The 12,093-nt window shown below is 65.4% G+C and carries 15 protein-coding genes; 11 read left to right on the top strand and 4 right to left on the bottom strand.

All coding sequences use genetic code 11. The annotated features are described in order from the left end of the window. Positions 1–7: 7 nt before the first annotated feature. Together AABA86_RS21430 and AABA86_RS21425 are read right to left on the bottom strand one after the other, a co-directional pair. Positions 8–901, bottom strand: coding sequence for an MBL fold metallo-hydrolase (locus AABA86_RS21430; RefSeq protein ID WP_338308330.1), 894 nt, complete (start codon positions 899–901; stop codon positions 8–10). Positions 902–904: 3 nt separating this feature from the next. Next, positions 905–2,116, bottom strand: a complete 1,212-nt coding sequence (locus AABA86_RS21425; protein ID WP_338308329.1) for an ABC transporter substrate-binding protein — start codon at positions 2,114–2,116, stop codon at positions 905–907. Positions 2,117–2,283: 167 nt separating this feature from the next. Here AABA86_RS21425 and AABA86_RS21420 point away from each other — a divergent pair, with 167 nt between their 5' ends. The 6 genes from AABA86_RS21420 (at position 2,284) to AABA86_RS21395 (ending at position 7,396) form a co-directional block, all read left to right on the top strand. After that, positions 2,284–2,982: a TetR/AcrR family transcriptional regulator gene (locus tag AABA86_RS21420; RefSeq protein ID WP_338308327.1), complete on the top strand. Its 699-nt coding sequence runs from the start codon at positions 2,284–2,286 to the stop codon at positions 2,980–2,982. Continuing rightward, a complete protein-coding gene (locus AABA86_RS21415; RefSeq protein WP_338308325.1) occupies positions 2,960–3,511 on the top strand; it encodes a carboxymuconolactone decarboxylase family protein in 552 nt (183 codons plus the stop codon). The genes AABA86_RS21420 and AABA86_RS21415 overlap by 23 nt, the downstream gene beginning before the upstream one ends. Before the next feature lie 9 nt (positions 3,512–3,520). Next, entirely contained in the window at positions 3,521–4,366 is an 846-nt protein-coding gene (locus AABA86_RS21410) for an SDR family NAD(P)-dependent oxidoreductase (RefSeq protein WP_212251085.1), read from the top strand. Between the two features lie 524 nt (positions 4,367–4,890). Further along, positions 4,891–5,460: a DUF2087 domain-containing protein gene (locus AABA86_RS21405; RefSeq protein ID WP_212251086.1), complete on the top strand. Its 570-nt coding sequence runs from the start codon at positions 4,891–4,893 to the stop codon at positions 5,458–5,460. A 51-nt stretch (positions 5,461–5,511) separates the two neighbouring features. Further along, positions 5,512–6,096: a HutD/Ves family protein gene (locus AABA86_RS21400; protein ID WP_212251087.1), complete on the top strand. Its 585-nt coding sequence runs from the start codon at positions 5,512–5,514 to the stop codon at positions 6,094–6,096. Between the two features lie 106 nt (positions 6,097–6,202). Continuing rightward, on the top strand, positions 6,203–7,396 hold the full coding sequence (locus AABA86_RS21395; protein WP_212251088.1) for an adenylate/guanylate cyclase domain-containing protein: 1,194 nt from the start codon (positions 6,203–6,205) through the stop codon (positions 7,394–7,396). A gap of 27 nt (positions 7,397–7,423) precedes the next feature. Here AABA86_RS21395 and AABA86_RS21390 read toward each other — a convergent pair whose 3' ends face one another. After that, positions 7,424–8,071, bottom strand: coding sequence for a TetR/AcrR family transcriptional regulator (locus AABA86_RS21390; protein WP_338308322.1), 648 nt, complete (start codon positions 8,069–8,071; stop codon positions 7,424–7,426). Between the two features lie 76 nt (positions 8,072–8,147). On the opposite strand from AABA86_RS21390, the gene AABA86_RS21385 reads away from it, so the two are divergent. The 4 genes from AABA86_RS21385 (at position 8,148) to AABA86_RS21370 (ending at position 11,149) form a co-directional block, all read left to right on the top strand. After that, positions 8,148–8,621 (top strand): peroxiredoxin family protein, encoded by a 474-nt coding sequence (locus AABA86_RS21385; RefSeq protein ID WP_212251091.1) that lies wholly within the window; start codon positions 8,148–8,150, stop codon positions 8,619–8,621. A gap of 25 nt (positions 8,622–8,646) precedes the next feature. Then, complete coding sequence (locus AABA86_RS21380) at positions 8,647–9,321, top strand: SDR family NAD(P)-dependent oxidoreductase (RefSeq protein WP_338308320.1); 675 nt, start codon at positions 8,647–8,649, stop codon at positions 9,319–9,321. 55 nt (positions 9,322–9,376) lie between these two features. Beyond that, on the top strand, positions 9,377–10,225 hold the full coding sequence (locus AABA86_RS21375; protein WP_338308318.1) for a DMT family transporter: 849 nt from the start codon (positions 9,377–9,379) through the stop codon (positions 10,223–10,225). Positions 10,226–10,354: 129 nt separating this feature from the next. After that, the gene (locus AABA86_RS21370; RefSeq protein WP_212251094.1) at positions 10,355–11,149 is read left to right on the top strand and encodes an adenylate/guanylate cyclase domain-containing protein; all 795 of its coding nucleotides are present in this window, start codon (positions 10,355–10,357) and stop codon (positions 11,147–11,149) included. Between the two features lie 15 nt (positions 11,150–11,164). On the opposite strand, the gene AABA86_RS21365 is transcribed toward AABA86_RS21370, so the two are convergent. Further along, a complete protein-coding gene (locus AABA86_RS21365; protein ID WP_212251095.1) occupies positions 11,165–11,437 on the bottom strand; it encodes a hypothetical protein in 273 nt (90 codons plus the stop codon). Positions 11,438–11,850: 413 nt separating this feature from the next. Here AABA86_RS21365 and AABA86_RS21360 point away from each other — a divergent pair, with 413 nt between their 5' ends. Beyond that, a complete protein-coding gene (locus AABA86_RS21360) occupies positions 11,851–12,075 on the top strand; it encodes a hypothetical protein (RefSeq protein ID WP_338308315.1) in 225 nt (74 codons plus the stop codon). The last annotated feature ends 18 nt before the right edge of the window (positions 12,076–12,093 follow it).

Raw genomic sequence — 12,093 nt, 5'->3', positions numbered from 1 at the left:
GCATTCCCTAATCTTCGAAACGAAATCTGTAGGCATCGCCGTGCCTGATCACGCGACCGGCGGTAGGTGCCGGAAAATGGCCGGTGAGCAGATAGCTCGGCGTATCCGCCAGCTCTTCCAGCAGCGCCATGCGCGTTGCGAGCGCCGCGGTCGGATCGACATCGGCGGCATTCGACAGCCACGGCGCGGCGCACTGGATCGGATGATGGATGACGTCGCCGGACATCACCGCGTGATCGTGGCCGCCGGTGATGTGGATCTGCATGTTGCCGGCGGTGTGCCCGGGTGCCGGCGCAAAGCGCAAGGCCGCATCGCGGTCGTCGAATAGGCGATGGTCGGTCTCGACGAATTCGGCAAGGCCGGCCGCCACCACCGGCAGCACGGAATCCTCGAACGAGCCGTGGTTCACCGGGCGCTTCGGCGCGGCGTGTTCCGCGGCCTCGAAGTGCCGGTATTCTTCGCGGCCCATCAGATAGCGCGCATTGGGAAAGGTCGGCACCCAGCGGCCGTCGATCAGCCGCGTGTTCCAGCCGACGTGATCGACATGCAGATGCGTGCACATCACGAAATCGACCTGTTCGGGCGCAACGCCCAGCGCCTGCAAATTCTCCAGATAGGGTTGGTCGAGGTTGTTCCACGCCGGTACGCGCGGCCGACGCTTGTGATTGCCGCAGCAGGTGTCGACGATCGCGGTCCAGCGCGGTGTTCGCACCAGATAGGAGTGGTGGCTGAGGATGAAGCGGCCGGTCTCCGGCTCGATGTAGCGGTGATCGAGCCAGCTCCGGTTCTCCGCGATCACCTCGTCGGTGACGTTGGCGAACAGCCAATTCTTGTCGAAGGCGAGCGCGGGGATCTCGCTGACGAGATCGACCCGCATGCTGCCGATCGTCACCTGCCGCATCGGTCAGTTCTTCAGCAGGTCGCCGAACGGCACCCAGCGCGTGCCGTCGAAACGGATCAGCTGCAGGCTCGTCATCGGCGTATAGCGCTCGGGCGAGTTGCTTACCGCGGTGCCGTTGATCAGCATCGGCAGGCGCACGTCCTTCATGGTCGTCGCCTGCTTCATCACATTGGCGCGGGTGAGGTCATTGCCGGAGGCCTTCAGCACCGTCACCAGCGTTTGAGCGATGGTGTAGCCGTAGACGTTGAGCCAGTCGCTCTTGTTGGTATCAGGCATGTACTTGTCCATGAACGCCAGCCACTCCCGGTAACCGAGGTCATCCTTGTTGGCCGGATCGGTCGCGTCCTTCAGATATTGGCTGGAGATGACACCGGTGGAATTGTCCTTGCCTGCCGGCTCCAGCACGCCGCTGATCGAGGCCGAGACGTTGGAGATGATGGTCGTCGGCTTCCAGCCGATCTCGCCGATCTTGCGGATCGCCTGAGCCGCGAACTTCGGCGTCGCCGCGACCAGCACGACATCGGCACCCGCGGTCTTCAACTGCAAAATCTGGGTGTCGACGGTCGGGGCCGAGGTCTCATAGGCCGCGCGCGCGACGATCGCTTCGCCGCCACCGAGGCCTTCTTCGAGCGCCTTCAGATAGTCCTTGCCGAGATCGTCGTTCTGGTAGAGCACGCCGATCTTCGCATTGGCATGGCTCGCCTTGATGTATTTTGCATAGGCGATCGCTTCGTCGCGATAGGTCGGCTGCCAGCCGACCGTCCACGGGAAATTCTTGGGATCGTCCCACTTCGCCGCGCCCGAGCCGAGAAAGAGCTGGGGCACCTTGCGGTCGTTGAGATATTTGTGCACGGCGCTGTTGGTCGGCGTGCCGACGCCGCCGAAGATCAGCAGCACTTCCTCGCTCTCGACCAGCCGCCTTGTCTGCTCCACCGTCTTCGGCGGGCTGTAGGCATCGTCGGCGATGATCATCTGGATGCGCCGCCCGTTGACGCCGCCGTCGTCGTTCACTTTCCGGAAATAGGCCTCCGCCGATTTCGCAATCTGCGCGAAGGCCGACACCGGGCCGCTCAGCGGCGCGGTGGTGCCGATCCTGATGGTCTTGTCGTCGGCGCCGGGATCGTATTTTGCGGTTTGGGCTGAGGCGATACCGGCCGCGAGCAGCGGCACCAGGATGCAGGCCGCAGTGAGGCGAGGGCGGGCGAAGCGCGCCATGGGTCGTCTCCCAAAAATTGCTCTCCGCCTCTCGATCGAGCGGAGTTGAAACGCGAGAACAGCGCCCGAAGCAGGCTTGCGGGCCGCGACCGTTGCCGCCAGAGTGGGCGAGACGAACGATCGTTCGTACGGTTGACTAACGAACGATCGTTCGTTAGTCAAGTCGCATGGCTCTCCACACCACAAGCGCGGCGGAAGCGGCTGCGCCCACGACGCGCGAGCGCATCCTCACCGAAGCGCTCAATCTGTTTGCGCAGAGCGGCTATGGCGGCGCCTCGATGCGCGAGCTCGCACGCCGCGTCGGCATTCGCGAGAGCAGCCTCTACAATCATTTCCCCGGCAAGGCCGCGATCCTGGAAGCGATCGTCAGCGAGCATGGCCCCGCCAGTTCGGCGAGCCGCCTCGAGGAGTCCCGCTACAAGCAGCTGGCGCGCCAGCCCGCAGCGTTCTGTCGCCAGTTCGCGCTCGACCTCGTCGAGCAATGGTCCGATCCGCGCGAGCACCAGTTCCAGAAGGTGATCACGGCCGAGCGTAACCGCGTCCCCGGCATCCGCGCCAAATTCGCCGATCATTTCTACGCGCGCGAGCAGAGCATGATGACGGACTATTTCCGCGGCTTTGCGCTCGCCGGCCTGGTCAAGACGCCGGACCCGCGCGAGACCGCGCGGCTGTTCGCGGCGGGCCTGATCTACATCCGCCTCGAGCATTACGTGATGGGCGCAGCGCCCTCGCCTCGGCCGAAGGTGATCGAGGCGATCGACCGCTATCTCGCCTTCTTCCTGTCGCTGATCGCGGCAGGCGAGGACACCGACAACAAGAAACGAAAGCCCAAGGGAGAAACGCGTGGCAAGGCTGCCCCTGATTGATCCGGAGACGACGAGCGGCGACATCCGCGCCTCGTTCGACCGCATGCCGGTCAAGCTCAACATCTTTCGCATGATGGCCCATGCCGAGGCCAACATGATCCCGGCGATGCGGCTCGGCAATTCGATCCTGCACAAGCAGAGGCTCAGCGCGGTCAACCGCGAGCTCTTGATCCTCCAGGCCGCCCAGCTCGAGGGCGGCGCCTATGAATGGCGCCAGCATGTTTCGATCGCGCTCGGCGTCGGCTGCACGCAGGCGCAGGTCGATGCGGTCGAACGCGGCGATTACGACGCCGGCGCGCTGAGCGAGGCCGAACGCGCGCTGCTGAACTTCGGGCGCGAGGTGGTCGCGAACGTCCGCGTGCCCGAGGCGATTTTCGCCGCTGCCCGCGCGCATTTCAGCGACCAGGAGATCGTGGAATCCATCGTCGCGCTCGGCTTCTACATGATGATGGCGCGCCTGACCGAAGCGACCGAAACCGATCTCGATCCTGCCGCCGGCATGACGGTCTATGACGGCCGCAAGAAGTAGGCGGTCGCGATGACGGAAACCGATAGCAAGCCGGAACGTTACGTCCGACCGCCGAGTGCGGAGTCGCTGGGCGAAGCGCCGGGCAGGGGGCGCCTGAGGGGACGTCGCATCCTGATCGTCGGCGGTGGCCAACGCGTGTTCGACACCGCCACCGATCCCATCGGCAACGGCCGCGCCATGAGCATTTTATGCGCACGAGAGGGCGCGAGGGTCGCGGTCGCCGATCTCAACCGCACCTCCGCGCAGCAGACCGTCAAGCAGATCATCGATGAGGGCGGCGAAGGGTTTGCGATCGCGGCCGACGTGACCTCCGAGGCCGACGTTACACGGATGATCGAGGAGGCGCATCGCGCCATGGGTGGCCTTGACGGCATGGTGCTGAACATCGGCACCTTCGGCAAGACCGGGCTCGATGCCGTCAGCCCCGAGGAGTGGAACAGGATCTACGACGTCAACGTCCGCGGCCCCATGCTATGCTGCCGCGCCGCGCTGCCGAGATTCGACGATGGCGGCGCCATCGTCTTCATCTCCTCGATCGCCGCGTTGAAGGCGGGATCGCAGATGGCGGTGTACGATTCCTCGAAAGCCGCACTCGGCGGCCTCATGCGCAACATCGCCCATCTCGGCGCGCGCCGCGGCATCCGCGCCAACCTGGTCTATCCCGGCCTCGTCGACACCCCCAACGGCCGCGAAGCCGGCGCCGGCCGTCCCAACCGCGGCAAGGGCCACGTCCCGTTCGGCCGCCAGGCCACGGCGTGGGAGATCGCCTATGCCGTGCTGTTCTTCCTGTCCGACGAAAGCGTCTACGTCACCGCGCAGACGCTCGCGGTCGATAGCGGCCTGAGCGGGATGTGAGTTGGATGCTTCGCGCGGACGGAGCGAAAGCGTAATCCGGGCTACTGCAGACTACACCCACACCGACGGAGTGCTTGTGGATAGATAAGATCGCGTGTCTCTCGCGCGCGGCAGAGCAGATGGTCGAGCGAGATGTTGCCCGGCCCTTGAGCCATGATGCCGAGCGCCATGGCTGCCCAGGTGCGATTTCGAGGCCGTGCTGAAACGCGGCCACGATCGTCCCGCCGAGCCGATGCGCGACCGCTGCCGGCAGCTCGCTGCAGCCGCGCCCGATCTCGCCTGGCGACCTGTGGCGGCGTTGGCGTCCAAACAGCGTTACCCCGCATCCGGCGGGCCAGGCCCTTGAGCTCGCCGAGCGTCTATAGTAAGGGTCTGGCCGGGTCTGCAGTTCACCCAGGCGTCACCGTCCCGCGAGGGAAGCTAAACCTGCAAGGCTCAATCGTACCGACACCAAACCTCGTGCCGCGTCGTAAGCCGGTGACCTCCGACAATCCATCTGTGGATCGGCACATCGAGGATTGGTCATGACCAGAACCGCCATTGAATTCGTTGCGGGCGACATCTCCGCGCTCGCGAAATCCCTGCGCGCCCAGCTTCTGGAGCGCACGTCGCCACCCGGTCACGTCGAGCTGCTCAACATTCTGGCGCGTGCGACGGGGCACAGGAACTATCAGCATTTCCGCGCGCGTGCGGTCGGCACTGCCGTGGACGATCGCGGCACGCCGGCACCACAAGTCGATGCGGTCGATCTGAAGCGCGTGCAGCGCGCCGCGCGCCATTTCGACGGCCACGGCAGGCTGCTTCGCTGGCCGGCCCGCCACAGCCTGCAGCAGCTGAGCCTCTGGGTGTTGTGGGCCGGCTTCCCGCCGCGGTGCAGCCTGGCCGAGGCGCAAGTGAAGACGTTGTTGAACCGCCAGCACGCTTTCGCCGATGATGCCTTGCTCCGCCGCGCGCTGTGCGATCACGGCCTGATCTTCCGCACGGCCGACGGGCGAGAGTATCGCCGGATCGAGCGTCGGCCGCCGACGGAGGCCACAGCGCTTCTGCGCCACCTCAAGGCCAGCGCATCCGGACGAGCGGAAGCTGCGACATGACCGCAGATCTTGACGCATTGCCGCTGCACCGTCATCGCATCGAGGATAGCCATGAAGACAACATTGCTTAGATCTGAAGACTATACCCGCTCGCCGTGGAAGAACGGCGGCGGCATCTTTACGGACATTGCGGATGCCCATCGCAAAGATGCGCCCACGAAGAACTGGGACACTCTGCTCTGGCGCTTTGCGAGCACGCCGATCGTGGCGCCCGGTCCCTTCTCCCACATGCCGGGCATCGACCGCTTGCAAATGGTGGTTAGTGGGCGCGGGCTGGTGCTCAAGGCCCCGGGCCAGGAGTTCGACGAGCGTGAACCTTTTACGACCGTGCGCTTCACCGGCGAGCTCGCGATCGTGACGGAGCTTCACGCCGGGCCGGTCGAGGTCGTCAACCTCATGGCGCGGCGCGGTGCGGTGGAGATCGAGCTCGAAGCGCTCAGGGAAGCCGGCGACCGACCGTTGCATGCCGGCACGCATCTGGTTTACGCGCCGCACGGCGATTGCCGCATCCGCCTCGATGGAGAGGATCTTGCCATCCCCGGCCACGGCACGCTCAGGATCGAATTGACCGAGACATCGAAGCTCGCGCTCGTTTCGGGTCTGGTGGTGCTGGGGTCGATCCGGATCGTCGGCTAAGGGGCGACAGCCCGGTGCGCACAATCCATGCAACTGGCTAGGTTGACGCGGCGGAGCCGGGGCACGATATCTGCCCTGATGCAGACCACAGCTTGAGGGGCAGGATATGACCGCGCAAGACAACCACGCCCCCGCCACGCAGGCCGACGGCGTCGTCGACTGGCTGACCAACGGCACGCGCGACGAGCGCTTCATCGACAATATCTTTGCGCAGATGTGCATCCGCCTCCAGCAGGCGGGCATTCCGCTCAAGCGGTCGACGCTTCACGTCCAGATCAATCATCCGCAATGGCTGGGCGCCCGGATGATATGGTCCGACGGGATGCAGGGGGCGGAGATCGCGCGGGTGGATTACGATGTCCGCGAGCGGTCCGAATACATCGGAAGTCCCGCCAGCGAGATCCACGAGGGCGCCGTCGAGCTGCGCGAGAATCTCGAGCGTGATGCCTCGCTCGGCCGCAAGCACGCCCTCTATGACGAGATGCGGGCCAGCGGCCTGACCGACTACGTCGCCTGGCCCCTGTATCACACGCTCGGCAAGCGGCACATCGTCACCTTCGCCACCGACCGGCCCGGCGGTTTCGAGCCGGCGCATATCGCCGCCCTCAAGAAGGTCCTGCCGGTGCTGGCGCTGGTCAGCGAAATCCGCATCAAGAATCGCCTGGCGCGAACCTTGCTGGAGACCTATGTCGGCTCCCATGCCGGCGAGCTCATCCTGGCGGGCGCGACCCGGCGCGGCACCGGCACGACGGTGCGTGCCGCGATCATGATCTGCGATCTCAGGGATTTCACCAAGATTTCCGACAACTGGCCGCGCGACGACGTCATCGATCTGCTCAACGACTATTTCGACGCGATGTCGGAGCCGATCGCGCGGCACGGCGGCGAGATCCTGAAATTCATCGGCGACGGCCTGCTCGCCATCTTCCCGGCCAGCGCTCCCGACGCCTGCGCAAATCTCCTCCATGCCGTGACCGAAGCCCGTCGGGCCATGGCCGCCTTGAACGAGCGGAACAACGGCACGGGCCGCGCGCCGCTGAACTACGGCATCGGCGTCCATGTCGGCGACGTCATGTACGGCAATATCGGCTCGACCAGCCGGCTCGACTTCACCGTGATCGGCCCTGCCGTCAACATGGCCTCCCGCCTCGAGGCCCTCACCAAGCAGCTCGGACGAACCGTGCTGCTGTCACGCGACTTTGCGGAGCTGGTGGAGGGGAAGTGCGAGCTGGAGCGCGTCGGCAAGCATGAGGTGCGCGGCTTCAGCGATCCGATCGAGCTGTTTGCGTATCACGGCTGAGGGGCTGCGCCGGACGCACCGATGAAGCTAAAGCCCAAGTCGGGCCGCGACGTGATCGATCGCCATATCCAGCGCCAGTTCCAGCGGTCGTGTCGAACGCAAGGTTTGCGCGAGCAGGAGTCCTCCCTGCAGGCTGGCGAGCATCGCCTCTGAAAGCTCCTTCAAGTCGCTGCTCGGCGTTCTCCCCGCCCGTGACTGCATTCTTGCGAATGCCGCTTCGAAATAGCCTGCCCAGCACGCAAAGCTTGCCGCCAGCGCCGCCCGCGTGCGCGGCGTCTCCGAGAGTTCGGCAGCCAACGAACCGAGCGGGCAGCCGCCAGCGCAATTGGTCTGATCCGTCAGCTCGACGACGGCGTCGCGCCATCGGCGAAGTCCGGCGAGGGAATTGAGCTTTCGCAGCAGACCCTCGTGCGTTCCGAGCACGCACTCGGCCTGTCGCTGGATCACCGCCAGCACGAGTTCATCCTTGTCGGCGAAGTAGTGATAGACCTGCGATTTGCTGGCCTCGCTGGCCTCGATCACCGCATCGATCGTCGTGTTCGCGGCGCCTCGCGCGCGCACGAGCTGCGTTGCCGCATCGACGATGCGCGCGCGTGTTGCCGCACCCCGTGCCGTCTTTGGCACTGAGGTCTTTGGCATTGAGGTCTTGGGCAATGCAGTCACGTTTTTGTTCATGGCTGTCACCGTACTTGACAGGGAGAAGGCAGGCAAGTAATTGGACTAAATAGTCCAGTTACTCGAGGAAACAAGAATGTCACGTCTCGACAATGGCGATGCCTTTCCGGCCATGGCGCTCGATACGGTCGCCGACGGCACTGTCTCCGTCGCGCACCATCTGGCCGGTCACTACGGCGTGGTCCTGATGTATCGCGGGTCATGGTGCCCGTATTGCAATGCGCAGCTCGCGGCCTTTGCGCGTGCGAAGGAGAAGCTCGATGAGCTCGGGATCAGAGTCGTCGCCATGTCCGTCGACGACAGGATCGACGCAAGCGCGCTGGTGGAAAAGCATCGCCTGAATTTTCCGGTCGGCTATCGCGCCGATGCGGACAGGATCGCCGCGGTGACCGGCGCCTACGTCAACGAGAGCCCACGCTACCTGCAATCCACCGGCTTCGTTCTCGATCCAAGCGGAAGGGTGATCACGGCGGTCTATTCCAGCGGCGCGATCGGACGGCTGGTCGCCGAGGACGTGATCGGCTTCGTCCGTTACGTGAAATCCAAGTGAGGCCAACTGAAACCCGGAGGCGGACGTGAACTCACATGAGGTTGCCGTCGTTGTTGGCGCGGGTCCCGGATTGGGCAACGCGCTCGTTGCGCGCTTTGCGGATGCGGGCATGCACGTTGCTGCGATCTCGCGCAGCGGCGGCGCAGCTGAGCCCCACCGCGAGCTGGTTCGCCGTTACCCCTGCGATGCGACGATCGCGGAGCAGGTCAAGGACGTGTTCGCACGCGTGAGGAGCGAGCTCGGAGCACCATCCCTCGTCGTGTTCAATGTCGGCATCTGGGATCGGGGAGGAATCCTCGAGATTTCCGCGGCGTTGTTCGAGCAAGCCTGGCGCACCGGCTGCTTTGCCGGGTTCCTGATCGGCCGGGCCGCAGCGGCTTCCATGCTGGACAGCAGCGGCGGGACGATCATTTTCTCCGGTGCCACGGGGTCTATCCGGGGCGGCGGCGGATTTGCCGCCTTTGCCTCTCCGAAATTCGCCCTGCGGGCGCTGGCACAGTCGATGGCTCGTGAGCTGGGCCCGAAGAACATTCATGTGGCGCATGTCATCCTCGACGGCATGATCGCGCAGGACGACGATCCCTCGGAGGCCCTGCTTCAGCCGGCGGCGATCGCGGAGAGCTACTATCAATTGCACCGGCAGGCCCGCAGCGCCTGGACCCATGAGCTCGACCTGCGGCCATCAAGTGAAAAATTCTAGCTCGCCGGCTGCGGCATCCGCCCGGGTCGGCGACCCAAGACCGCGCGACTGGCTGTTGCTGCTCTCGCTGGTGCTGATCTGGGCCGTGAGCTGGCCGGTCATCAAGATCGGTGTCGGCCAGATCCCGCCGATCTGGTATGGCTGCCTCCGCTATGCGATCGCGTCGCTGATCCTGTTCGGAGTCCTTGTTGCGCGGGGTGAGCTTGCGCTGCCGCCGCCCGCTGATGTCCCCGTCGTCGTCATTTCGGGTGCGCTTCAGATGGCGGCGTATTCGGCGCTCACTGGTCTTGCCCTGACGATCTTGCCGCCGGGGCGCGCGTCCGTGCTCGCCTTTTCCACGCCCATCGTGGTCGCGCCGCTTGCAGCCTGGCGGCTGGGCGAAGATCTGGGACCGAGGATGGTGGCGGGCGTGTTGATCGGATGTGCAGGAACTGCCGTGATCGCCTCGCCGTCCTTTGCCGTCGTGGGCAGGCAGACCCTGGCCTACGCAATGCTGATGGGCGCCGCTACGGCCTGGGCCGTCACCCTCGTGACCGTGCGGGGGCATCGCTTCACCTCTTCGGCGTTGAGCCTCGCCCCCTGGCAGATGCTCGTCGCGACAATCCTGCTGCTGCCGATCGCGATCTCCGCCGAGGGAGCGCCGCCGGCAATATCGCCGCTTGGCGCGGCCACCCTCGTCTACGTGGCGCCGGTCGCAACCGCGTTCGCCTACTGGGCCGTGGTCGAGGCCGGGCGTCGCTTTGCTGCAAGCACCATGTCGATGGCGCTGCTGGCGACACCCAGCGTCGGGCTGCTGATTTCCGCATGGGTGCTGAATGAGCCGATCAATGCGTCTCTCGTCGCAGGAGTGGCTCTGACGGCGATCGGAATCCGTCTGACGATTGCGACGACGCGAAAGGGATGATCGAGAGGCCCTCGTGGACTGCGAGCCTTCGCTGTGCGAGGGCACCGCAGTTCGTCTGTTGCCAACGCGGCAATGTGCAACTACGCTTTGCGCTGCCTCGCCCATGGTCCTGCGATCGGCCGAACCTACATGCCAAAATTCCTTCGCATCGGAGTTCTTCAGTCCAACGTATCCGGCTACACGTCGAAGGCGTGGTGCGTTCGGCGCGTCGGCTCGGCGGTGTTCCTGAAGTGGGGCGCCGTGGAGGTGCAGGGCGCCGGCGATGGGCGAAGGGTCTACTGGACGCGTCTGCCGCAGGAGAAGACCGTTCGTTGCGGCACGGCGCAGCGCGCCCAGGACTATACCAAGGCCGCGATCGCGCGGCGACGCAGCCATCGCTATGAGCCGCTGGCCGGACCGATCGCGCTCCGGCGCCGATCCGCCGAGCGGAGCGCGGAGCTCAAGCAGGCGCTGGCCACGATCCTGATCGTCGACATCGTCGGCTCGACCGCGAAAGCGGCAAAGCTCGGCGATGCGCGTTGGACCAAGGTCATGGGCCACTATTACGCCGCGGTGCGCAAGGAGCTGAAGAGTACGCGCGGCAAGGAAGTGGTGACGACCGGCGACGGCGTGCTGGCGACATTCAAGGCGCCGGCTTCCGGCGTCCGTTGCGCGACCGCGATCCAAAAGGCCGTGCGCACGCTGGGGCTCGACATCAGGGTCGGGCTGCATGCGGGCGAGTACAGTGTGAGCGGGGGCGAGATGGTCGGTCTTGCCTTTCACATCGGCACGCGCGTCGCCGCCAAGGCGCGCGCCGGCGAGGTCCTGGTCTCGAGCGCGGTCAAGGACCTGATGACGCAGTCGGAGATCCGCTTCAGGGATCACGGCGTGCATCAGCTCAAGGGCGTGCCGGAGCGGTGGCGGCTGTTTCGGGTGGAGGATTGAAGGGATCGCGGCCTATCAGCTCGGATCGGTCCGGTCGCATTTCGGGCATCGCCCGTCCGCGGCGGCGGCGAGCTGGTGGCCGATCTCTTCCCTGAGAGCGTCTGCCTCGAAGGCCGTACCGTCGCTCCTGAGGATTCGCTTGGCGCGTTCGTAGGCATGGCTCTCGGCGGCGTCGTCGCCGACGCGGACGATCACCTCATCGTGGAAAGGGCAGACCGTGGTCGCACGGGTGGTTTCGAGCGCGTAGCGTACCACTGCGGTCAGATCGTCGACGTTGGTGGACATCATGGCTGCTCTCCTGATGGCGGCGGTCCCGATCGTGGCCCGTTTCCGGCGGAGGGGCGTACTCTCGGCCGTGTCGGTCCGGTCAGGCGACGAGGACGACGTCAGTCAGCCGGCTTCCTTGGAAGCACCGAGGCCGATTGCGTGTTCTGTCCAGGGCTGTGCCATTCAACCCGCGGCTCTTGCCCTGGTTCCATCGAAGCCGCTCGCGCCGGGCCGGCTCGGTTTGGCACCGTCTTGCGAAGCGGTGCCCGGAGTGCCTAGGAGTCCGGGCTCCGCTTCGTTCGGCACCGGAGCAGGAGCGCGCCCGATGTCATGCAGAGCATAGGCGCGGGCGGACCGCTCGCCTTGACCCATCTCAAACACAGGGAGGGCCCCTAAGGAATCATCCGCAATTTCGCCGGCCGCGGTTCGGGCGCATGAATGAGGACATGCAGCGCCAGATCCTCTTCAGGTGCCCGCGCACCGGCATAGACGTCCAGCATCGGATCGATGACGAGCGGCCCGAGAGCTTCGAGCCGGCGGACAGCTATTTGTCCGTGAGGTGTCCGGCGTGCATGTCGCTGCACTTCGTCAACAGCACCACCGGCAAGCTGCTGGGCGAGCGAGGCCGGCAGCCCGCCTCGATGTCGCGTTCCGCCTGATCGGTTCGTGTCGATTGT

The organism is Bradyrhizobium sp. TM233 (genome assembly GCF_036247965.1).
GTDB classification, from domain to species: domain Bacteria; phylum Pseudomonadota; class Alphaproteobacteria; order Rhizobiales; family Xanthobacteraceae; genus Bradyrhizobium; species Bradyrhizobium ottawaense.
The sequence above is the reverse complement of the archived record's forward strand: the minus strand, read 5'-3'. Positions and strand labels throughout refer to the sequence as shown.

Excerpts from the sequence above, each read along its gene's own strand:
- AABA86_RS21370 (WP_212251094.1), top strand. The coding sequence starts at position 10,355 with ATGCCAAAATTCCTTCGCATCGGAGTTCTTCAGTCCAACGTATCCGGC.
- AABA86_RS21390 (WP_338308322.1), bottom strand. The coding sequence starts at position 8,071 with ATGAACAAAAACGTGACTGCATTGCCCAAGACCTCAATGCCAAAGACC.
- AABA86_RS21410 (WP_212251085.1), top strand. The coding sequence starts at position 3,521 with ATGACGGAAACCGATAGCAAGCCGGAACGTTACGTCCGACCGCCGAGT.
- AABA86_RS21405 (WP_212251086.1), top strand. The coding sequence starts at position 4,891 with ATGACCAGAACCGCCATTGAATTCGTTGCGGGCGACATCTCCGCGCTC.
- AABA86_RS21425 (WP_338308329.1), bottom strand. The coding sequence starts at position 2,116 with ATGGCGCGCTTCGCCCGCCCTCGCCTCACTGCGGCCTGCATCCTGGTG.
- AABA86_RS21395 (WP_212251088.1), top strand. The coding sequence starts at position 6,203 with ATGACCGCGCAAGACAACCACGCCCCCGCCACGCAGGCCGACGGCGTC.
- AABA86_RS21360 (WP_338308315.1), top strand. The coding sequence starts at position 11,851 with ATGAATGAGGACATGCAGCGCCAGATCCTCTTCAGGTGCCCGCGCACC.
- AABA86_RS21430 (WP_338308330.1), bottom strand. The coding sequence starts at position 901 with ATGCGGCAGGTGACGATCGGCAGCATGCGGGTCGATCTCGTCAGCGAG.
- AABA86_RS21400 (WP_212251087.1), top strand. The coding sequence starts at position 5,512 with ATGAAGACAACATTGCTTAGATCTGAAGACTATACCCGCTCGCCGTGG.
- AABA86_RS21365 (WP_212251095.1), bottom strand. The coding sequence starts at position 11,437 with ATGATGTCCACCAACGTCGACGATCTGACCGCAGTGGTACGCTACGCG.
- AABA86_RS21385 (WP_212251091.1), top strand. The coding sequence starts at position 8,148 with ATGTCACGTCTCGACAATGGCGATGCCTTTCCGGCCATGGCGCTCGAT.
- AABA86_RS21420 (WP_338308327.1), top strand. The coding sequence starts at position 2,284 with ATGGCTCTCCACACCACAAGCGCGGCGGAAGCGGCTGCGCCCACGACG.